This window comes from Actinomycetota bacterium, from assembly GCA_040754375.1.
Taxonomy (GTDB): Bacteria; Actinomycetota; Acidimicrobiia; order Acidimicrobiales; family AC-14; genus JBFMCT01.
Genome location: JBFMCT010000021.1, coordinates 1 through 20314, shown reverse-complemented (window position 1 = coordinate 20314; position 20314 = coordinate 1). Strand labels below are relative to the sequence as shown.

Sequence of the window (20314 nt, the reverse complement as noted above, 5' to 3'; positions counted from 1 at the left end):
ATCCGCCCTTCCGGCAGGCACGGGCCCGGGGCAGGCAGACTGGCGCCATGGGAGGGGCGGCAGAGCGATGGCGGGACCTGGTCGAGGGCCGCCTGGCCGAGATGGAGGCCCTCCAGGCGGGCCGGGGCACCCTGGGTGGGGAGTTCTGGGACCAGCGGGCCCGGCGGTTCTCACGCGGGCCCATGTCCAGTGCCGAGCGAGACCCCATGCTCGGCCACCTGCGCCGGGCCGTGAAGGCTGCTGGTCGGGGCTCGGACGGCGGCCGGGGCCGGGCCGGGGGGACGACCGTGCTCGACGTCGGCTCGGGGCCGGGGAGGTTCAGCCTGGCCATCGCCCCCCGGGCCCAGCGGGTGACGGCCGTCGACCCGTCCAAGAAGATGCTGGCCATCCTGCGCCGCCGGGCCCGGGAGCTGGGGGTGGCCAACGTACGCACGGTCACGGGGCGCTGGCAGGAGGTCGACGTGGCCGTGGCCGACGTCGTGTTGTGCTCCCACGTCCTCACGCTGGTGGCCGACGCCCCGGCCTTTCTGGCCAAGCTCGACGCCCACGCCCGCCACCGGGTGCTGCTCTACGTCGGGGCCTACTCGGTCGATGCTCTGCTCGACCCGTTCTGGCGCCATTTCCACGGTTCGCCCCGCCGGCCCGGCCCCACCTACGTCGACGCCCTGGCCGTGCTCGACGAGATGGGGGCTCAGGCGGAGGTCTCCGTGGTCGAGGTCAGGGCGTGGTCCCGCCACGAGACCCTGGCCGACGCCGTCGAGACCTACCTCGACACGCTCGTGCTGGCGCCCACAGCGGAGTCCCGCCGGGCGGTGGCCGCCCTCCTCGAGCCATGGCTCCAGCGGCGCGACGGCGGCTTGGCCGCACCGTTGCGCACCCAGCCGGCGGCCATCATCTCCTGGGCCCCCGGCCGGCTGAGCGTCCCCTAACCTACGGCGGCGATGCCCACTTCTCCCGAACCCACTCCGCTGCGTGTCGAGATCGAGGCCGAGCCCCTTCCTGCCGAGGTGGGCCCCGAACTGCGTTCGGCCCTGCTGTCGCACCCGGTCGTGCGCTCGCACTTCCCGGGGGCCGACCTGTGGCTGGTGTCGCTCGACTTCCCGGACAAGGGCCGGGCCGAGGGCGACGACCAGAACCTGCCGTTCCGGGCCGTCCTGGCTGACATGGCGGGGGACGCGGTGATCGAGGCCGAAGGCCGCCTGTGGGAACTGGACGCGGTGGACGCATGGCCCACCTCGCGGTCGCGCCTGCCCAACGACGAGGAGCACGCCTGGGCTGCCGAGCTCGTGCTCCGCGACGCCGACCTGGCCGCCCGGGTGGAGGAGGGACGGGCCGAGCTGTACCGGCCGGTACCGGCCCTGGCCAACGTCCAGGACCCGGCGGGCACCCTTGAGCGGGCCGTCACGGTCGGCATCCGAGAGGTCCCTGGGGACGGCGGCCCGGCCACCCACCGCACCGTCGCGGTACGCACCGTCGACGGTGACATCATCGCGATCTCGCCCCCCGCCGCCGGGGAGGCCGGGCTGGCGCCCGCTGGTCCCGCCGCGGTCGCGGCGGGCGATTCGGTCGCCGATGCCCACGCGGTGGGCCCGGGCGGAGGCCAAGCCCGGGTCAGGGTGTACCGGGACGAGGAACTGCTGTGGGACCTGGTCGTCGTGCGGCCGGCGGCTTCCTCGGGGGCCAACGGCTCGGGCGTCGAGCTACGTGAGGTCGACTACCTGGGCGTCAGGGCGCTGCAGCGGGGTCATGTGCCGATCGTGAACGTGGCCTACGCCGACGGCCGGGCGTCGCGGAACTGGCTGAACGAGGAGGCCCCCTTCGAGGCCGACGCCGGAGAGGGAGAGAGCGACGCCGTGGCCGGCTTCCGGGTGTGCCCGGCCCCGGCCCGCACGGCCCTCGACCGCGGCCACGGGGGCGGCGCCTTCCGGGGCGTGGCCCTGTGGGTCGAGGGCGACGAGGTGGTCATCGCCAGCGAGCTCCAGGCCGGTTGGCACCGCTATGTCTCGCAGTGGAGCCTGCACGCCGACGGCACGATCAAGCCCCGGCTGCTGTTCGCCGCCATGCGCAACCCCCAGACCGGCGACCCCCACACCCACCACGCCTACTGGCGGCTCGACTTCGACATCATCTCGCCCGAGGTGAACCAGGTCCAAGAGCACAACCAGCCCACCCTGCCCGGCCAGCTGGCCCCCTGGCACACGGTGCGGTGGGAGGTCAGCCGGCCGCGCGACCCCGGCCACGGACGGGAATGGAGGGTCCGCTCCGTGCGCTCCCCCCACGGCTACACGATCGTGCCCGGCCCTCACGACGGGGTGGCCGACGAGTTCGGGGCCGGGGACTTCTGGGTGCTGGCCCACCACGCCGACGAGCTCGACGACGGCCAGGGGGCGACCACCGACCCCCACCGGGCCCGGGCCCAGCTCGACCGGTTCGTGACCTCCGAGCTCGTCGAGCGGGAGGACGTCGTCGTCTGGTACGCAGCCCACGTGCCCGGCACGGGCGAGGGCGGCCCGGCCGCCGGCCCCGATCTCACGCCCTTCAACTGGAAGCGGGTCGAGCGCTCGGCCTACGTGCCGCTGGAGCCCCCGCCCACCCTGGGGCCCGACGAGGACGACGACGAGGACGACGACGACGAATAGCGGAGCGACACGGACCTCACCACCGGTGTGCGAGACGGGTTGGTGGTGGTGAGCGTCAGCCGGTACTGGGCGTAACGGCCCTCGGGCGACGGCCCCGTGACCGGGGCCCACGCCGACCACGTCGAGGCCTGGTCGGGCGCCGGGGACTCCCCGGCCCGCACCTCGGCCGTGACCGCCGTCGGCGATGGCAGGTCGGCCTCGATCTCACAACTGGTCCATGTGACCGGGCGGCCGGCGTCGAGCACGCGGGAGGTGAACGTGCCCAGCCGGGCGTAGGGCGACATACGCATCCACTCCACTCGCAGAGGCGTACCCCCGAGGCTGCCGTTGCCGGCCAGCGGCCGCATGTACCCGACCATGGGCACGAGCTGGTGGGCCACGAGGCGGTCGTCGACCCAGAAGTCGACGTCGAGCACGTTCCAGTCGATGCGGAACCGGTGGGGGTGGCCAAGTAACGAGGTCGGCAGCCTGACGTCCTCGGGGATGAGGAAGTTGCTGCGGGCGTAGAGGCCGTGGCCGAACTTGGTGCTGAAGGTGACCCACGGCACGCTGCGGAAGTCGGTGCCGAAGCCCACGTGCTGGTGGGGCCGCTTGGCGAAGGTGGCCACGAACTCCAGCGAGCGCTCCGAGCCGTAGAGGCCCCAATTGCCCAAGGTGGCCCCGTCGAGGGTGGCGCCGCCCTCGCCGAACTCGACCGTCCCCCCCTCCTTCCACGGCTCGGTGAACCAGTCGTTGGCCAGGGCCGCACCGGTCAGCTCGGCGGCCACCGTCGGGGCCAGCACGAGCTCGGGCTGGCCGGCGGTGGACGAGAGGTAGGCCCCGCCGCCCACCTCCCCGGCCGCCATGTCGGCCAGGGTGCAGTCACCGGCGCCCCATGTCGTGGCCCCGGTGCCGACCGGGCCCGGTGGTTCGGCCACCTGGGCCGCGGGAGCGGCGGCCGCGGGCGGGGGCTCTTCAGGGTGCACGCTGCGCATCCTCGCGCGCCCGGCGCGCCAGGAAGCGTCAGAAACCGGCCGGCGGGCACCCCCCGCGGGTAGGATGAGGCTCGGCCGTAGAGACGGCCCGTGCGGTCAACGGCTATGCCGACCACAGAGCAAGGCGGTGGGCTGGAGGGCCCGCCGGTAGCCGCCACCCGTGACTGCGTCGCTGCTCAGGGGGGCGTGCCGCCCACCCTCGTCCTGAAGGGAACCCGCTATGAGATTCTCGCTGTTCAGTCCCAAGACGACCCGAGCCGAGATCGAAAGGGAGGCCCAGCAGGAGCTCGACTCGGCCATGTCGCGCGCCCAGCCGCCCTCGGAGGCCGAGCGCACGTGGGTCCTGCCCATGCCCGACGCCCCTGATTTCGCTCCCCGGCGGGCACCCCGCCGGCCCCCCGCCGGTGGGGCCCTGTCGGGCCGGGGCGCTCAGCCCCCGGCCGAAGGCCCGGCTCCTTCGCGGCCGACGGCCAAGAAGACGGCTCCCAGCCGCCGACGGCCCCCGGCCGGGGGCACGCCCCGCTCGTCCTGAACCTGTCGAGGACGAGGCCGCCGCCCGTTACTGCTGGTTGTCGGCGACCTCCCACTCGACGAAGAACTGCTCGTCGGTGGGCACGGGTATGGGGTCCACCCGCACCAGGTCCATAGGCCGCCCGAGCACGCGCCGGAGCTCTTCGCTGTCTTCTCGGGGGAGAGGTGTGAAGGTGGGTACGCTCATGGGTGCCCTCCAGGCTGCGGCGTCAGATGTCGCTTGGCTGGGCTGGAACTTGCCGTCGTGGTCGACCGCATGCTAACGCCCCGTCGAGGCGTCGTCCACAGGTATTGGGCAGGTCGCGGTCACCGGCCGGCGGCGGGCCGGGGCCGCTCACCGTGAGGCCGAGAGGAACCCCTCGACGAGCTTGAGCCACACCTCGCTGACCGTCGGGAAGGCGGGGACGGCGTGGCGCAGCCGCTCCAGCGGCACCTCGCCGACGATGGCGATCGTGGCTGCGTGCAACAGTTCGGCTACCTCCGGCCCTGTGAAGGTGGCGCCTATGAGGACCCCGCGATGGCGGTCGACGATCAGCTGGCAGGTGCCGGCCGTGCCTTCTCCCCGCACCGTCGCACCGGCGACCGACTCGGTCGGGCAGGCCACCACCGCGGCCTCGATGCCGGCCTGCTCGGCCTCGTGCTCGGTCAGGCCCACGGCCGCCACCTGGGGGTCGGTGTACACGACCCGGGGCACGGCCCGGTGGTCGGCCCAGGCCTCGGCCGGGCGGCCCAGGATGGTGTCGGCCGCCAGGCGGGCCTGGTACTTGCCCATATGGGTCAGGAGCGAGCGGCCGTTGACATCGCCCACGGCGTAGAGCCAGTCCCCGTCGGCGCCCGTGGCCCGTAAGGAGTCGTCGACCTCGACCCAGGTGCCCGGGCGCAGGCCGACCGTCTCCATTCCCAGGTCCCAGGTGTTGGGGCTGCGGCCGACGGCGACCAGCAGCTCGTCGGCCGTCACGCTGCGCCCGTCGACCAGCACGGCTGTCACCAACCCGTCTCCCTCGTCGGCCTCGCCCCCATCGCCGGTGCTGGTGCCGCGGCCTTCACGGAAGACCCGGACGGCGCTCGCGCCGGTGTAGACCAGCACGCCCTCGGCCGCCAGAGCGGCTCGGACCTGTTCGCCGGCGAAGGGCTCCTCTTTGGGGAGCAGGCGCTGGGCTGCCTCCACGAGAACGATCCGGCGGGTGCCCAGGCGGGCGAAGGCCTGGGCCAGCTCGCACCCTACGGGCCCCCCGCCGAGCACGATCAGCCGTTCGGGGACCGACTGGGCCTCCATGGCATCGCGGTTGTCCCACACACGCGTCTCGGCCAGGCCCCGTACGGCCGGGGGGGCGGCGCTCGAACCGGTGGCCACCACGACCGCCCGGCGGGCCGTGAGCCTCTCCCGGCCCTCCTCGGTCTCGACCTCGACCTGGCGGGGGCCGAAGAGCCGGGCGTGGCCCCGCAGCAGCTTGACCTTGGCTTCGTCCAGCCACCTGACCTGGTAGTGGTCGTCCCACTCGGTGACCACCGAGTCACGCCACGCCAAGGCGGCGCGGGCGTCGACCTCGCCGGTGACCGCCTCTCGGGCCCCGGGTACGCGGCGGGCGGCGGCCCGCGCCTCCCCCGGGCGCAGCAGGGCCTTGGACGGCATGCACGCCCAGTAGGAGCATTCGCCCCCGACCAGGTCGCGCTCGACCAGGGCCGTCTTCAGTCCTCCCTCGGCACAGCGGCCGGCCACGTTCTCGCCGGCCGGACCGCCCCCGATAACGATCACGTCGAACTCGCGCCCTGCGGTGGCATCGGCCATGGCCGGAGGCTACATGGAGGCGCTTGCGGCCCCATCCCCTCAAGGTGGGCGGTCGCCGTGCCGATGGAGGCTTCGTGGCCCGGTCGGGATCCAGATGAGATTGGGGCCGGGCTTCGATGCGGTGCTGGCCGCGGCCCGGGCTGATGCCCCCTGGGCCTACGACCGCCTGTGGCGGGCCTTCTCGCCCGCGGTGTGCTCCTACCTCCGCCTCCAGGGGGCCTTCGACCCCGACGACCTGACGTCGGAGGTCTTCCTGGGTGCGTTCCGGGGCCTGGGCGGGTTCAGTGGCGACGAGGACCGGTTCAGGGCCTGGCTGTTCACGATCGCCCACCGGCGCATCACCGACGAGCGCCGCCGGGCCAGCGCCCGGCCTCGGTGCTCGGCCTGGGGCGACGTGCCCGAGCGGCGGGGCGGCGATGTCGAGGACGACGCGCTGGCCGGCCTGGGGACGGCCCGCGCCCGTGAGCTGTGCGACCGGCTGGTGGCTGCCCAGCGCGACGTGCTGCTGCTGCGGGTGGTGGCCGACATGACCGTCGAGCAGGTGGCCGACACCCTGGGACGGACACCAGGAGCGGTCAAGCAGCTCCAGCGCCGGGGCCTGCTCGCCCTGCGCCAGATGCTGGCGCCCGAGGTGGCCGTGTCCTCGGGGCAGGGGGCGTAACCCCATGACCGTCTGGTGCGATGGACAGGACGAGATGCCCGAGCGTGACGCTTTCGACGACGAGGCCATCGAGGCCGTTCTCCGGGGCCGTCCGGCCGCGGGTGACGGGCTCGGACCGGTGGCCGACCTCGTGGGGGGCCTGCGCTCGTTCGTCGACTGCCCTGTCCCGGTACCCAATCAATCGCTCGCGACAGTGCTGTCGACGGGCTTCTCCACCGAAAAAGGCGACCGGCCGGCGACGGCCGGGAGCAACGTCAGCGGGCCTGCGCCGCAGGTATCCGGACTACCGAAGTGGAGGGAACGACACAGCATGATTCCTGCAGGATTGCTTTCCGGCCTGGCCTCGAAGATCGCGGCCGGCATAGTCACGGGGTGCGTGGGGGTGACGGCGGTCGGTGCCGCTGGCGCCCTCCCCGGCCCCGCCCAGACGGCCGTGGCCAACGTGGTCAACACGGTCACGCCCCTCAACCTGCCCGACGGGGGAGGAGCGGCCTCGGTGGCCGTCTCCACCAACCCGACGGCAGGCGTGGGGGGCGTCTCGGCCTCGGCCTCTGCCTCGGCTGGTGCCCCGGCCGCCACCGCCCCACCGGTGACCGCGGCCCAGGTCACGACCGTCCCCGCTCCGCCCACTACCGCGGCGGCGTCGGCCGCCGCCGCCCTCCCGGGTGTGGGCAACCTCCCCGGCCTCGGCAACCTGCCGGGCGTCGGCAACCTCCCGGGCGTCGGCAACCTCCCGGGCGTCGGCAACCTGCCCGGCCTGGGGGCCCTGCCCGTGCCCGACTGCGTGAAGAACCTGATCGACCTCGGCAGCGGGGCGCCCAAGGTGCCTCTCGGCACGGTGTCGCCCCAGGTCGTGGACTGCGTGAAGACGCTCATCGCCTCCTCGGGGGCCCCCATCCCGGCCAGCGTGACCACGTGCATCGACTCGGTCCTGGCCATGATGGGTTCGGTGGGCCCGGGCACTGTCCCGAGCATCGGTTCGCTCAACGTGAACACGTGTGTGCCCGTGGACGTCACCGCCTGCATGTCCTCGGTGATGGGCATGTTCCAGAACTTCATGCCCGGCAGCGGCCTCGGCCTGGGCACGGGTCTGCCGGCCACGGGCTCGGGCGGTGGCTTCCTGGGTGGCCTGTTCGGGGGCTTCCAGCTCCCGGGCCTGTCCGGTTTGGGAGCGGGTGGCCTCGGGCTCGACGGGTGCATGCCCTTCAGCGCCGACGCCTGCCTGGGCTCTCTGCTGGGCATGGCCGGCAACCTTCCCAACGTCGGCACCGGTGGCATCCCCGGTCTCGGCGCGGGCACTGTGCCCACCGCCGGCAGCCTCGACCTGTCGAGCTGCGTGCCCTTCGGCTCGCTGGCCTCGATCCCCGGGCTGGGCATGCTCCAGGGCTTGCTGCCCTTCTGAGAGCCGGTCTCAGCTCCCGCCCGCCCGCCCGCCGGGCCATCCGTCACAGGGTGGCCCGGCGGGCGGCGGCGCGCCTGCGGTCAACCGAGCTTGGGTAGCACCTCACGCTGGTAGAACCGGAAGAACCCCTCCTGGTCGGGGCCGATCTGGTGGACGTACACCCGGTCGTAACCGGCGTCGAAGTAGGAGCGCAGCCCCTCCAGGTGGCGTTCGGGGTCGGGCCCGAGGGGGATCACCTCCATGTCCTCGTGGCGCACGAGCTTGGCTGCCTGCTCGAAGTGGGCGGGCAGGGGCAGCTCCTGGCTGAGCTGGCCGGGCACGGCCATGTTGGGCCACCACTGCAGGGCGGTCCGCCGGGCCGTCTCCTCGTCGGCGGCCCAGCACACGCCCAACTGGCCGAAGCGGGGCTTGCCCGCTCCGCCCCCGCTCTCGAAGGCGGCCAGCGTCGAGCGGTCGGGCGAGGTGCCTACCATCCCGTCGCCGATGCGGGCCGCCAGCTGGGCCGCCTTGGGCCCGCTGGCGGCCACGTGGACGGGCGGTGGGCGCTCGGGGAGGGTGTAGATGCGGGCATTCTCGACGGTGTAGTAGCGCCCGTGGTGGCTGGTCAGCCCGCCCTCCCACAGCGCCCGCATGACCTCGACGGCTTCCTCCAGCATCTCCAGGCGCACGTCGACCGATGGCCACCGGGCGCCCGTTACGTGTTCGTTGAGGTTCTCCCCCGAGCCGACCCCCAGAAAGAAGCGGCCGCCGAACATGTCGGCCGTGGTGGCCGCCGCCTGAGCCACGATGGCGGGATGAAGGCGGACCGTGGGGCACGTCACGCCCGTCCCGACCTCTATCCGCTCGGTGGCGTGGGCGATGGCGCCCAGGACCCCCCATACGAAGGGGCTCTGGCCCTGCTGGTCGGTCCACGGGTGGAAATGGTCGGAGATGACGGCGAAACCGAAGCCTGCCTCCTCGGCCCGGTGGGCGTTGGCCACCAGGTCCGCGGGCCGGTGCTCCTCACTGGACAGTGCGTAACCGAGCTCGTACATGCCCGGTTCCTTCCCGGGCGCGCCCGCCGCGAACCCCGGTGCCGGCGGCCCGAGGGCGGCCGGTCAGCGGGCGGGAGCTGTCGTAACCCCGCGACCGCCGCGCCCTGACCACCGGTGGCGCCCCGGGCGGTGGGCGGGGAGTGCCATGAAGTCCGGAGCAGCGTTCACCGGCGGGTTGGCCGAGGCCCGGAGCCCATGGCCAGGGCCCGAGCCCCGTTTGTCGTCCTGCCCGGCCGCAGCCTCCGGCTCGCCCTCGCGCGGTGTGCGATCGCCGGCGGGCGCCCACTCGACCGTGGCCGGCGTGTCGAAGCGCGCCGCGGAGTCCTCGTCGAGCTCGAACCAGACGGTCTTGCCGCTCCCCGAGGGGACCGTTCCCCAGCGGCCGGCCAGGTCCTCGACCATCCCCAGGCCCCGGCCGGTGGCCGCATCCGGCGCGTAGTGCCGGCGGGCGGGCGGCGCGCTGGCGCCATCGTGCACCTCGACCCTGACTGCTGTGGGCAGCCTCCGGACAGTCACCGCCAGTTCGGTGCGGGCGTGGAGCACGACATTGCTCACCAGCTCGCTGACCAGCAGCGTGGCCACGTCGGACAGACCCTCGCAGCCCCATTCTTCGAGCGTCCCGGCCACGAACCGGCGTGCCGCTCGGGCGCTGGCCGGTTCGGCCGTCAGCCGGACGGACACAGCAGGGTGGCCGGCCGTGGTCACTTGGCTCTCGCCGGGGCGCCCCGTGCCGCTGAGGGCCGGCAGGTAGACTCCCGGGCGAAGGACCGGAGCAGGGGAGGGCGAGTAAAGGACCTGGTGTTAGGAGCCTCCCATCGTCGCAGGCACGTCCTGACCGGCGCCGTTACCGGGCCGCCGGCTCCGAGGGCACGGCTAACGGTGGGCAACGCCGCCTCGTGTTCTCGCTGCCGTTTCAACCGCTTCGCACCGGTCACCGTGGGTCCCCCAGGTTGGGCCGTAATCCGCCTGGTTGTGGGTCGATCCCGCCTTCCTGATCAGAGGATAGCCACCGTCGCAGGGCCGATCGCGCCTTGCCGTCGAGGCTCCGGCCCGGTTGACGCCGGACCGAGGGTGTAGCCGGTGCGTGCCCGCCGCCGGTTGCAGCTCCTGTTCGTCCCCCTGCTCGTGCTCCTCGTCGTGCACGTCGCCCTCGACAGCTACGTGGCTCACCGCCGGGACATCGTGCGTGCCGAGGCCGACGAGCGGCTCCGGCCGGCCCGCCTGGCGCTCGTCGACCTCCAGGCCGGTCTGGTCGACCAGGAGACGGGCGGCCGTGGCTACCTGATCACCGGGGAGGACCGGTTCCTGCAGCCCTACCGGGACGGCGAGGCCCGGGTCGACTCCCGCGTTCTTCAGTTGCGGGACCTGCTGGCGCACGACCCTGACCTTATGGCGGCTGTCGAGCGGGTGGCGGGCAGGGTCAGTGCCTGGCGAAGGTTGGGGGCCGAGTTCGAGATCGAGGCCAAACGGGCGGGACGGGGCTCCGAGGCGGCCGCCCTGGTGGCCACCGGGACGGGCACCGAGCTCTTGGGTCGTGCCCGCCAAGAGATCGCCGACCTGCAGACGGCCGTCGACCTTGAGCTGTCGGCCAACGAGGCTCAGCTCGACGATCTGGGCGACCGGCTGACCGAGGTACGGGTGGCCAGCGCCTTCGCCGGCCTCGCCCTCCTCTGGCTGGCCGGGTGGCTCCTGTCGCGTTGGGTGACCCGGCCCGTGACGGGGCTCGGGATGGCGGTGCGCAAGGTGGCCGGCGGTCACCTGGCCACCCCGATCCCGGCCACCGGTCCCCCCGATTTCGCCGAGCTCGGCCGGGACGTCGAGGCCATGCGCCAGCGACTGGTAACCGAGATCGAGGAGGCCCATGCCGCTCGGGCGGCCCTCACCCAGCGGGGCATGGTGGTGCTGGCCCTTCGCGACGAGCTGGCGCCCGGGCCCCTCGACGTCGACCAGCGGCTGCGCATCGCGTCACGGTTCCAACCGGCCGAGGGCGTGGTCGCCGGGGACTGGTTCGACGTCGTGGACCTGGGCGAGGGGCGCTTCGCAGTGGCCCTGATCGATATCTCCGGCCATGGGGCGGGCGCGGGCGTGTTCGCCCTCAAGACGAAGTACCTGCTGATCGGCGCCCTGCGCAACGGGCTCAGCCCGGCCGCGTCCCTGCGCTGGCTGTCCGGCCAGCTGGGCGACACGGGCGAGAGCTTCCTTACCGGGGTCGTAGTCGAGATCAGCCCGTGCTCGGGCCGGCTCCGCTACGCCAGTGCCGGCCACCCTCCTATGCTGGTTTGCGACCGAGGCGTGGTCACCACCTTGGGCCCCACCGGGCCCTTGCTCGGGCCCTTGGAGGCCGACTGGTCAGACGCCGAGGCCGAGCTGGCCCCGGCGGCCACGCTGGCCATCTACAGCGACGGGTTGGTGGAGGCCAAGGGCCCCGACGGTTCCGAGTTCGGGGTCGAACGGCTGACGGATCTGCTGGGGGGTATGCCCCACGGCCGCGACGGCTGCGACCCCGACGTGCTCGCCGACCTGTGCTTCGCCGAGGTGAACGGCCTCAGCGGTGGTCAGCGGCGCGACGACATAACCCTCGTGGTCGTTGGGCGTGGATCAAGGCCGGACGACGTGGTCGGCGGTACGGACGACGTCGGCGGGCACCTCGATCCCCAGGGCGGCAGCCACCTTGAGGTTGACGGTGAGGCGGAAGCGAGCGGGGTCCTCGACAGGCACATCTGACACCGGGCTGCCCTGGAGCAGGCGCACGGCCTGGCGCCCCATTTGGCGGTAGAGCTCGGTGGTGTCCGGCTCCAAGATGGCGAGGGCGAAGTCCGTCGTGGTGTTGGCGATCACGGGCATGGGGGTGCCGGCCAAGGCGGCGGTGATGGCCGGGTAGTTGCGCACGGTCGTGGGGGCGTTGGCCAACAGGAGGACCTCGGCTCCCTCGGCCCGTAGCTTCTCGATGGCCGCTCCTACCTCGTCGGCGGTGGCGAATCCGGCCGTCGCCATCTGGAGGTTGAGGGCGGCCCCGGCCCGCACGGTGGCGTCGCGCACCGGCGCAGCCGCCGGGTCCGAGGTCGGGTAGACCAGGCCCGCCTTGGTGATACCCGGCAGCAGCCGGCGGGCCACGTCGACGGTCCGGTCGGCAGGGACGCGAAACGTCGCCCCCGTCAGGTTGGCCTCGGGCCGGCGCTCGTCGGTCACCAGGCCAACGGCCATGGGGTCGTTGGAGAGGAACAGGACCTTCACTCCCGGGGCGGCCCGGGCGGCGGCCATGGCTCCCGAACTGGAGAGGGCCAGCACCAGGTCGAGCCCACCCTCGGCCCACGTTCGCACGACGGCCTCGGCGTCCTGCGGATCGGGGTGGACCTCCCCGGGGTCGGCACCATGCACGCGGAGGTTGCGGCCCTGGGCGTAGCCGCCGGACGCCAGCTCAGCCAGGAACGTCTCGACGTTCTGGGGCTCCATCGACCGCACGGCCCGCAGGATGCCGATCGTCACCTGGGCCTGGGACTGGGGGCTCGAAGAACCCCCTCCGCAGGCCACGGGCGCGAGCAGGGCCAGAACGGCGACGGCGGCCCACGCCGTCTGCCGCCTACCCCCCCGTCCCATGGCGACACGCTACGGCAGCGGGCCGGGGGCCGCTGGTCCGGCTCAGCCGGCCCGCGGTGCCTGTCCGGGCCCCGGCCCCGGGTTGAAGGCCCCTCAACCTCCTCGGGCGAAGGCGTGCCGGAGGGGGGCGGGGTGGGTGGCTCCCCGTTTGCGTCGTAAGGGCCTTACTGCCGACGGGCGATGGCTTCGGCCAGCTCGGTCTTCTTCATCCGCGAGGCCCCCTTGACCCCCAGGCGGCGGGCCCGTTGGTAGAGCTCGTCGCGGGAGTTGCCTTCGACGTCGACCCCGCCGTAGGTCTTTCTGTTTCGCCGGGCGGCCGTGCTCGCGTCTCGCGGCTCGGGGTCGGAGGGGCCCTTCTCGTCCTTGGGCTCCCAGTGGTCGCCCACCTTCTCGAACGAGTGCTTGAGCGAGGCGTAGGCCGTGCGGTGGGCCCGCTCCCCCTCGCCATAGGACTCGACGGCGCTGTCGTGGGTCTTGGACCACGTACGGCGGGCCTTGGCCGGGCTGCGCTTCAGCGTGGAGGGGAGCTCTTTGTCCGCGGGCATAACGACCACCTCCGGTCAGTTGTCGCTCCTCCCTACGTTCCCGTCGCCGCCGACCGGCTAACCGCCAACCCCCGCGAAACCTGCGCGGGAATCGTGGGCGTTTCGCCCACGATTCCCGCGCAGGTTTGCGTTGGGTACGCTGCCGGGCTGGTGGGCACCGCTCCCGAACGCCGCTCCCGGGTGGCCGGCGCGCTGAGCTCGGCGGCGGCCCGGGCCCGGGCCGAGGCCGTGGCCCGGCCCCCCCAGGCCTACCGCGAACGGGCCGTGGCCGCGCCCGTGCGCTGGTCGCTCTCGGTCCTCGTCTCGTTGGGCGAGTGGGCCCAGGCCGCGCTGGTGGCGCTCCGGCGCCGGGCGGGTCACGGCCCACCCCCGGTGTGCGAGCCCGGCGGCGCACCGGTGGTGATCACGGGTACCGCCTTCCCGGGCGACGAGCGCCAGTACCTCATGCTCGCCTTCGAGCTACGGCCCGGCACGAGACGCCTGGAGGTGTCCTACGACTGGGCCCCGCTGCCCCCGGCCGTGCCCGACAACCCCCTGACCCAGACCGTGTTCGACCTGGGCCTGTGGGACGAGCACGGCTACCGCTCGGCCGACGGCTTCCGGGGCTGGTCGGGCAGCCGCCACAAGGAGGTCTACGTCGAGGAGTCGGCCGCCGAACGGGCCTACCGCCCCGGTCCCCTGGGCCCTGGCGTGTGGCACGTCGACCTGGGCATCGCGGCCGTGGGGCCCACGGGGGCCGAGTGGACGGTGACCGTGCGGGCCCTGGCCCACCCCAAGGTGGCAGCCGTGCCGGCCGGGCCGGTCCCCACCGGCCCGGTCGACCGGGCGCACGTGGCCCGCGCCCGGCCCGGCTGGTACCACGGCGACTTCCACATGCACGCCTGGCATTCCCACCGGGCCGGCCCCGCCCCCGAGCAGTTCGTGGCTTTCGCCCGGGCCGCGGGCCTCGACTTCCTGCCGGTCACCGAGTACGTGGTCGGCCACCACTGGGACCAGTACGGCCAGGTCCAGCGCGAACACCCCGACCTGGTCATCTGGCCGGGCCGGGAGATCGTGACCTACCGGGGCCACGTCCAGTCCCTGGGGGAGACGCCCGGGTTCGTCGAGTTCCGCCACGGCTTCGAGGACGTCCACATCCGCGACATCCAGCGGGCGGTGAAGTCGGCCGGCGCCCTGTTCGGGGTCAACCACCCCACCACCTTTCCCGGGCCGCTGTTCCGCAACCTGTGCCGGGGGTGCGAGTTCGAGCTGGGGGACGATATCGACTGGGACGAGGTCGACACCCTCGAGGTCCTGACTGGTGAGGCCCTGGTCGACCCCCGCGAGTACCAGTTGCCCGACGTGGGCGTACGGGTGCCCAACCCGTTCTCGGGCTCGGCCGTGGCCTTGTGGGAGAGCCTGCTCAACCGGGGCCACCGCATCTGCGCCGTCTCGGGTTCGGACGACAAGCTGGGCCCGAAGCTGGGCACGTGCGCCACCGCGGTGTACGCCACCGAGCTGTCGAGGCCAGCCCTCATCGAGGCCATCGGCCAGGGCCGGGCCTACGTCCGCACCCGGGGGGTGGCCGCCAGCCCCGCCCTCGAGCTGGAGGCGGGCGCGCCCGGTCAGGCCACAGGCACGTTCGGATCGGTGCTCTACCTCGACGGGGGCCAGCAGGCCGAGGTACGGGTCACCGTCCGGGGCGGCCAGGGCCAGGGCCTGCGGATCGTGCGCAACGGGCGGGAGACGGCCACGGTGTCGGTCACCTCGGACCCGTTCGACCACGTGTTCGCGGCCGGCCGGGTGCCGACCGAGGGCCCGCTGGGCACGTGGTGGCGAGTCGAGACCTTCGACGGCCAAGGACCGACGACCATCGCCAACCCCGTCTTCCTCCAGGCACCGCCGCCGTAAACCGCTTGACCCGCTGCGGCCGTCGGGCTCATCCGGGACAGGGGCCGGCTACGGAGACCGGGCGATGGGCGGTGCGCGGGTAGAGACAACGAGCCGGCGGCGTAGACGCGCCCTGCTCGTCGCCGCCCTGGCTGCTTGTGGCCTTGCCGCTGGGTTCGGTGGTGCATACCTGCTGACCGGGCCGGCCGGGGCGCCGGACCAGGCCGTACCCGCTACTCCCTCGGTCGAGCACTTCGGCTTCCTGCCCGCAGGAGCCGCCGAGGCACCAGCCCTGGTCCTCGACACCGGGCCTGGCGGCGGACCGGTTCCGGCCGCCGAGCCGGTCGACGGGCCCGCGGCGGTATCGGCCTTCCTGGCCGCCCAGGTCGACGAGCGACCTGACGACGCTTACGCCCTGCTCGACGAGGCCAGCCGGCGCCGCTTCCCGACCGTGGCCGCCTGGTCCACTTCGCGTCCCCTCCAGGTACGGCCGTCGGCCTTCGAGCTCGTCGGCTCCCGGCCGGCCGAGGGCGAGGCCATCGGGGCCGTCGACGTGGAAGTCCTCGCGTTCCACGAACCCTCGCTCGACTTCTTCGCCGGGCTGGTCCCGGCCCGGAGCCGCCAGACGTGGCGGGCCACGCCCGAAGGCGGCCGGTGGCGGGTGTCGGCCGAGCCCCTGGCTTTGCCCCTCCACCCATCGGCCGAGGGCGCGGCCCCCGCCGCGGCCCGTTGGCTGGTGGCCTCGGCCGCCTGCGCCCCCGACCAGGCTCGTTCCGACGAGGTCCTCGACCTTCTCCTCGGCCCCGCCGACCTCGCGGCCCGGCCGTGCCAGGCACCGGGGCCGTGGGTCGCCGGTAGCCCCGTGGGCCTCGACCAGGTGGCCGACGCCGGCCCGTTCGTGGCCGCCTTCGGTCCCGACGCTGCCCTGTGGGCGCGGGCGGTGCCGGCCACGGGGCCCGCACCGGGTTTCTTCGTGGTCCTGGCCCCCGTGGGCGACCGCTGGCAGGTCATCGGCGTCGCCGGTGGGCGGCCGTGACGCACCTCAGTTCTCCACCCGACATCCGACACGACCACAGAGGGAGCACGTACTTGCAGCTGAAACGAACCTTGAGGTTCGTCCCGGTACTGGGGGCGGCCATCATGCTGGCCACCGTCCTGCCGACGAACGCATCCAGCCACCGGGAGGCCCCGCTGATCAGCGAGGACCCGGTAGCCGACAACACCGACACCTATGCCTTCGTGAGCCCCGACGCTCCCGACAAGGTGACGCTCATCGCCAACTGGGTGCCGCTCCAGCAACCGGCCGCCGGGCCCAACTTCCACAAGTTCGGCGACGACGTGCTCTACCAGGTCCACGTGGACAACAACGGCGACGCCGAGCCCGACATCACCTACGAGTGGCGGTTCACGACCCAGGTCCAGAACAGCGACACGTTCCTCTACAACACCGGGCCCATCTCGTCGCTCACCGACCCCAACTTCAACGTCCGCCAGACCTACACGGTGTCGATGGTGAAGAACGGGGCCAGGTCGGTCATCGCCACCGGGGTGCCGACCCCGCCGGTGAACATCGGCCCCCGCTCCACGCCCAACTACGACGCCCTGGCCAACGCCGCCATCCGCACGGTGGGCGACACCAAGCTGTTCGCGGGCCAGCGCGACGACGCCTTCTACGTCGACCTGGGTTCGGTGTTCGACCTCGGCGGCCTGCGCCCGTTCAACGCCGCCCACGTGATCCCGAGGCCGGCTGAGGCCGGGGTGGACGGGGTGGCTGGGTTCAACACCCACACCATCGCCATCCAGGTGCCCAAGGCGTCGCTCACCAACAACGGGGCCAACCCCATCATCGGGGTCTGGGCGCAGACCAAGCGCTTCCAGGTGCGGGTGCTGGAGGCCGGCCTACCGGGTACGCCTCCCCGCCAGCAGGGCCGCTGGGTGAACGTGTCCCGGCTGGGCATGCCGCTGGTCAACGAGGTCGTGATCCCGCTGGGCATGAAGGACCGGTTCAACAACTCCGATCCCCGCAACGACGCCCAGTTCGGCCAGTACGTGCTCGACCCTGAGCTGGCCCGGCTGATCCCCGTCCTCTACCCGGGCGTGCAGGTGCCGCCGGCCCCTCGCAACGACCTGGCCGCCATCTTCCTCACCGGCATCCCCGGGCTGAACCAACCGCCCAACGTCAAGCCGGCCGAGATGATCAGGCTCAACACCGACATCGCCCCCACCGCCCCGGTGGGCCAGGGCAACCGCCTGGGGATCCTCGCGGGCGACAACGCCGGCTTCCCCAACGGGCGCCGTCTGGAGGACGACACCGTCGACATCTCCCTGCGGGCACTCGCCGGTGCCACCCCGTTCACCCCGTCGTTCAACGTCTCGCCCAACAACGTGCTATCCGACGGCGTGACGGCCAACGACAAGCCGCTCCTGCCCAACTTCCCCTACCTGCCCTCGCCCCACCAGGGTTACGAGCAGAAGTAGTTGGCAGGTAGCAGCACCATCGGTCTGGAGGAGGCCCCGGTCCCGTCGCCGGGGCCTCCTCCGGTACCTGCCCGGCCGTCCCGGCGTCGCTCCCTGGTGGCGACGGCCGTCATGGCCGCGGTGGTCGGGCTCTTGCTCGGCCGGTTCGCCTTCACCGGGCGCTCGGGGGTCGAGGGCACCGGGGCCCCCGCTCCGGTGGCCCGGGGCACCGAGGCCGAGGTCAACAGCCTTCAGGCGTGGTTGCGCACCTTCCCCGACGATCCCGTAGCCCTCACCCGCCTGGCTTCGGCTTACCTGGCCCGGGGCCGCGAGACGGGGGAACCGTCCTGGACGGCCAAGGCGGCCGAGGCCGTCGACCGCAGCCGCGCGATCGACCCGGCCTCACCTGAGACGACAACGGTGGCCGGGCTCTTGGCCCTCACCCGCCATGACTTCGGCGCCGCCTTGGAGTTGGGGTTGGCCGCATCGGCCGCCCGCCCGGCATCGGCCGACCCCATGGCCGTGGTGGTCGACGCCCTCGTCGAACTGGGACGCTACGAGGAGGCCGTGGACGCCGCCCAGCGCATGGTCAACCTGCGGCCCTCGCTGGCCAGCCTGGCCCGCGTCTCCTATCTGCGCGAGCTGCACGGGGACCGCCCGGGGGCGGTGGCCGCCATGGCCCAGGCGGTGGCCGCGGGCTCGGGCGTGGGGGCCGACATGGCCGGGACCGAGGTTCTCCTCGGCGACCTCCACCTGGGGGGCGGTGACCTGGTCACGGCCGAGGCCGCCTACCAGCGCGCTCTCGAGCTGGTCCCCGGGAACGGCCCGTCCGAGGTCGGCCTGGCCCGGATCGAGGCGGCCCGGGGCGATGTCGCGGCCGCCGTCGACCGGCTGGACCGCCTGGTCACCCGCCTTCCTGGTTCGGCCTGGGCCGCGCTGCTGGGCGACCTACATGGCGCCGCCGGCCGGTCCCAGGAGGCCCGCGCCCAGTACGAGCTGGTGCGGCGGATCGAAGAGCTCAACCGGTTGTCGGGGATGGACGTCGACCTCGAGCTGGCCCGATTCGAAGCTGACCGGGGGGACGCGGAGAAGGCCGTGGTCCTGGCCCGGTCGGCCCTGGCCAAGCGGCCCACGGTCTACGCCTCCGACGCGCTGGCGTGGGCGCTGCGCCAGGCCGGGCGTCCCGCCGAGGCCCTGGCCCACGCCCGCGACGCCGTCCGCCTGGGGACCGTCGACGGTGTCCTCTGGTACCACCTGGCGGCCATCGAAGCCGACCTCGGCCTGGTCGACGACGCCCGCCAGCACGTGGCCCGCGCCTTCGAGGTGAGCCCCTATCTCACGGTCTTGGACCTGCCGGAGGCCACCGCCTTGGCCGGGCGACTGGGCTGGCCATGAACCGGCGGGGGGCGACCGGCCGGCTGGGGCTGGTCCTGGGGCCGGGGCTGGCACTGGTGGTGGTACTGGTACTGGGGACCGCCGCCCCGGTCGCCGCTCACCCCCTGGGCAACTTCACGGTGAACGTCCACAGCGGGCTGCGGGTGTCCCCCGACCGGGTGGACGTGGAGCTCGTCGTTGACATGGCCGAGATCCCGACGTTCCAGCTCGGGCGGACGGTGACCGCCGACCCCCGGGCCTGGGCCGACCGGACGTGCGCCGAGAGCGCGGGCCGGGTGGCGCTGGTCCTGGAGGGCCGTGACCTCGCCGTCGCGGTCACCGGTACCGCGGTGTCTTTCCCGCCCGGTGAGGGCGGCCTGCCCACCCTTCGCCTGGTCTGCTCGCTGGTGGCCCCGACCGGGGGCCTGGTGGGAGAGCAGGCACTGGTGTTCACCAACGGGCTCCACGCCGACCGGGTGGGGTGGCGGGAGGTGACCGCCGTGGGCGACGGGGCCACGATCGTGTCCTCCGATGTCGGCCGGACCAGCATCAGCGGCGCGCTGGTCGACTATCCCGACGACCTGCTGCAGTCGCCGCTGGACCAGCGGGGTGCGGCACTGCGGGTCAAGGCGGGTGGGCCGGGGGCCGGTGCCCTCGGTGCCGGCGAGGGGCGCAACGGGTTGGGCCCCGGTGGGCTGTGGTCGTTCACGAGCCTCGTCGGCAGTCGCGACCTCACCCTCGGGTTCGGCCTGCTGGCCCTGGGCGCGGCGGTCGTGCTGGGTGCGCTCCACGCCCTCGCTCCCGGTCATGGCAAGACGGTGATGGCCGCCTACGTGGTCGGCCGGCGGGGCAGCTGGCGCCAGGCCGCCTATATGGGGATCAGCGTCACCGTCACCCACACCGCCGGCGTACTGGTCCTGGCCCTGGCCGTTTCGGCGTCGAGCTCCATCGTCCCCGAACGGGTCTACCCCTGGGTCACGGCCGCCAGCGGCCTCCTACTGGCCGCCATCGGCCTCAACCTGCTGCGCACCCGCCACCGTGCCCACCCCGCCCACTCCCACGACCACGCAGAGCACGCCCACGACATTGCCCACACGGTCCACGCCCATGCCACTCACGCGGCCCACGGCCCCGCCCTCGCGCCGGCCCACGACCACCCGGCCCACGACCACCCCGCCCACGGCCTCGTCCCCGCTCACGCCGGCCCGGCCCACGACCACCCGGCCCGCGACCACCCGGCCCACGACCACCCGGCCCGCGGCCCGGTGGGAGGTGGCCACCGGGAGTGTGATGGGCTCGGGGCCCTGCCAGTGCAGGGCGAGCGCGGCCGGCGCCCGCATGAGCGCGGGGGCGGCCACGGCCCCGTCCCCGCTCACGCCGGCCCGGCCCACGACTACCCGGCCCGCGACCACGACCACGACCACCCGGCCCACGACCACCCG

17 protein-coding genes and 1 pseudogene are annotated in these 20314 nt (G+C 73.5%); 11 read left to right on the top strand and 7 right to left on the bottom strand.

Annotation, left to right across the window (positions count from 1 at the left end; genetic code table 11):
• The first annotated feature begins 47 nt into the window (after nt 1-47).
• Nucleotides 48-929: a class I SAM-dependent methyltransferase gene (locus AB1673_10335; GenBank protein ID MEW6154368.1), complete on the top strand. Its 882-nt coding sequence runs from the start codon at nt 48-50 to the stop codon at nt 927-929.
• A 12-nt stretch (nt 930-941) separates the two neighbouring features.
• Nucleotides 942-2639 carry a hypothetical protein gene (locus AB1673_10330; protein MEW6154367.1) on the top strand — a complete coding sequence of 566 codons (1698 nt, stop codon included), beginning with the start codon at nt 942-944 and terminating at the stop codon, nt 2637-2639.
• On the opposite strand, the gene AB1673_10325 is transcribed toward AB1673_10330, so the two are convergent.
• Entirely contained in the window at nt 2567-3604 is a 1038-nt protein-coding gene (locus AB1673_10325; GenBank protein MEW6154366.1) for a hypothetical protein, read from the bottom strand. The genes AB1673_10330 and AB1673_10325 overlap by 73 nt on opposite strands.
• Nucleotides 3605-3833: 229 nt before the next feature.
• Between AB1673_10325 and AB1673_10320 the strand changes: the two genes are divergently transcribed.
• Nucleotides 3834-4145, top strand: a complete 312-nt coding sequence (locus AB1673_10320; protein ID MEW6154365.1) for a hypothetical protein — start codon at nt 3834-3836, stop codon at nt 4143-4145.
• Nucleotides 4146-4172: 27 nt separating this feature from the next.
• Here the strand turns inward: AB1673_10320 and AB1673_10315 are convergent, their stop codons facing one another.
• Nucleotides 4173-4331 (bottom strand): hypothetical protein, encoded by a 159-nt coding sequence (locus tag AB1673_10315; protein MEW6154364.1) that lies wholly within the window; start codon nt 4329-4331, stop codon nt 4173-4175.
• Between the two features lie 147 nt (nt 4332-4478).
• A complete protein-coding gene (locus AB1673_10310; protein MEW6154363.1) occupies nt 4479-5933 on the bottom strand; it encodes an NAD(P)/FAD-dependent oxidoreductase in 1455 nt (484 codons plus the stop codon).
• A 94-nt stretch (nt 5934-6027) separates the two neighbouring features.
• On the opposite strand from AB1673_10310, the gene AB1673_10305 reads away from it, so the two are divergent.
• Nucleotides 6028-6594, top strand: coding sequence for a sigma-70 family RNA polymerase sigma factor (locus tag AB1673_10305; protein MEW6154362.1), 567 nt, complete (start codon nt 6028-6030; stop codon nt 6592-6594).
• Between the two features lie 4 nt (nt 6595-6598).
• On the top strand, nt 6599-7996 hold the full coding sequence (locus tag AB1673_10300) for a hypothetical protein (protein ID MEW6154361.1): 1398 nt from the start codon (nt 6599-6601) through the stop codon (nt 7994-7996).
• 80 nt (nt 7997-8076) lie between these two features.
• Here AB1673_10300 and AB1673_10295 read toward each other — a convergent pair whose 3' ends face one another.
• A complete protein-coding gene (locus AB1673_10295; protein MEW6154360.1) occupies nt 8077-9030 on the bottom strand; it encodes a TIGR03557 family F420-dependent LLM class oxidoreductase in 954 nt (317 codons plus the stop codon).
• A gap of 63 nt (nt 9031-9093) precedes the next feature.
• Entirely contained in the window at nt 9094-9735 is a 642-nt protein-coding gene (locus AB1673_10290; protein ID MEW6154359.1) for an ATP-binding protein, read from the bottom strand.
• A gap of 375 nt (nt 9736-10110) precedes the next feature.
• Here AB1673_10290 and AB1673_10285 point away from each other — a divergent pair.
• Nucleotides 10111-11610, top strand: a pseudogene (locus AB1673_10285) (SpoIIE family protein phosphatase).
• Nucleotides 11611-11628: 18 nt separating this feature from the next.
• On the opposite strand, the gene AB1673_10280 reads toward AB1673_10285, so the two are convergent.
• Complete coding sequence (locus AB1673_10280; protein ID MEW6154358.1) at nt 11629-12627, bottom strand: ABC transporter substrate binding protein; 999 nt, start codon at nt 12625-12627, stop codon at nt 11629-11631.
• 164 nt (nt 12628-12791) lie between these two features.
• Nucleotides 12792-13172 carry a ChaB family protein gene (locus tag AB1673_10275; protein MEW6154357.1) on the bottom strand — a complete coding sequence of 127 codons (381 nt, stop codon included), beginning with the start codon at nt 13170-13172 and terminating at the stop codon, nt 12792-12794.
• Nucleotides 13173-13322: 150 nt separating this feature from the next.
• Here AB1673_10275 and AB1673_10270 point away from each other — a divergent pair, with 150 nt between their 5' ends.
• The 5 genes from AB1673_10270 to AB1673_10250 form a co-directional block, all read left to right on the top strand.
• Nucleotides 13323-15062: a CehA/McbA family metallohydrolase gene (locus AB1673_10270; GenBank protein ID MEW6154356.1), complete on the top strand. Its 1740-nt coding sequence runs from the start codon at nt 13323-13325 to the stop codon at nt 15060-15062.
• Nucleotides 15063-15126: 64 nt separating this feature from the next.
• Nucleotides 15127-16077, top strand: a complete 951-nt coding sequence (locus AB1673_10265; GenBank protein ID MEW6154355.1) for a hypothetical protein — start codon at nt 15127-15129, stop codon at nt 16075-16077.
• Nucleotides 16078-16130: 53 nt separating this feature from the next.
• Complete coding sequence (locus AB1673_10260) at nt 16131-17519, top strand: DUF4331 domain-containing protein (GenBank protein ID MEW6154354.1); 1389 nt, start codon at nt 16131-16133, stop codon at nt 17517-17519.
• Nucleotides 17520-17615: 96 nt separating this feature from the next.
• Entirely contained in the window at nt 17616-18893 is a 1278-nt protein-coding gene (locus AB1673_10255) for a tetratricopeptide repeat protein (protein MEW6154353.1), read from the top strand.
• Nucleotides 18890-20314: hypothetical protein (locus tag AB1673_10250; GenBank protein MEW6154352.1), on the top strand; the 1425-nt coding region annotated here is incomplete at its 3' end. The genes AB1673_10255 and AB1673_10250, both read left to right, overlap by 4 nt.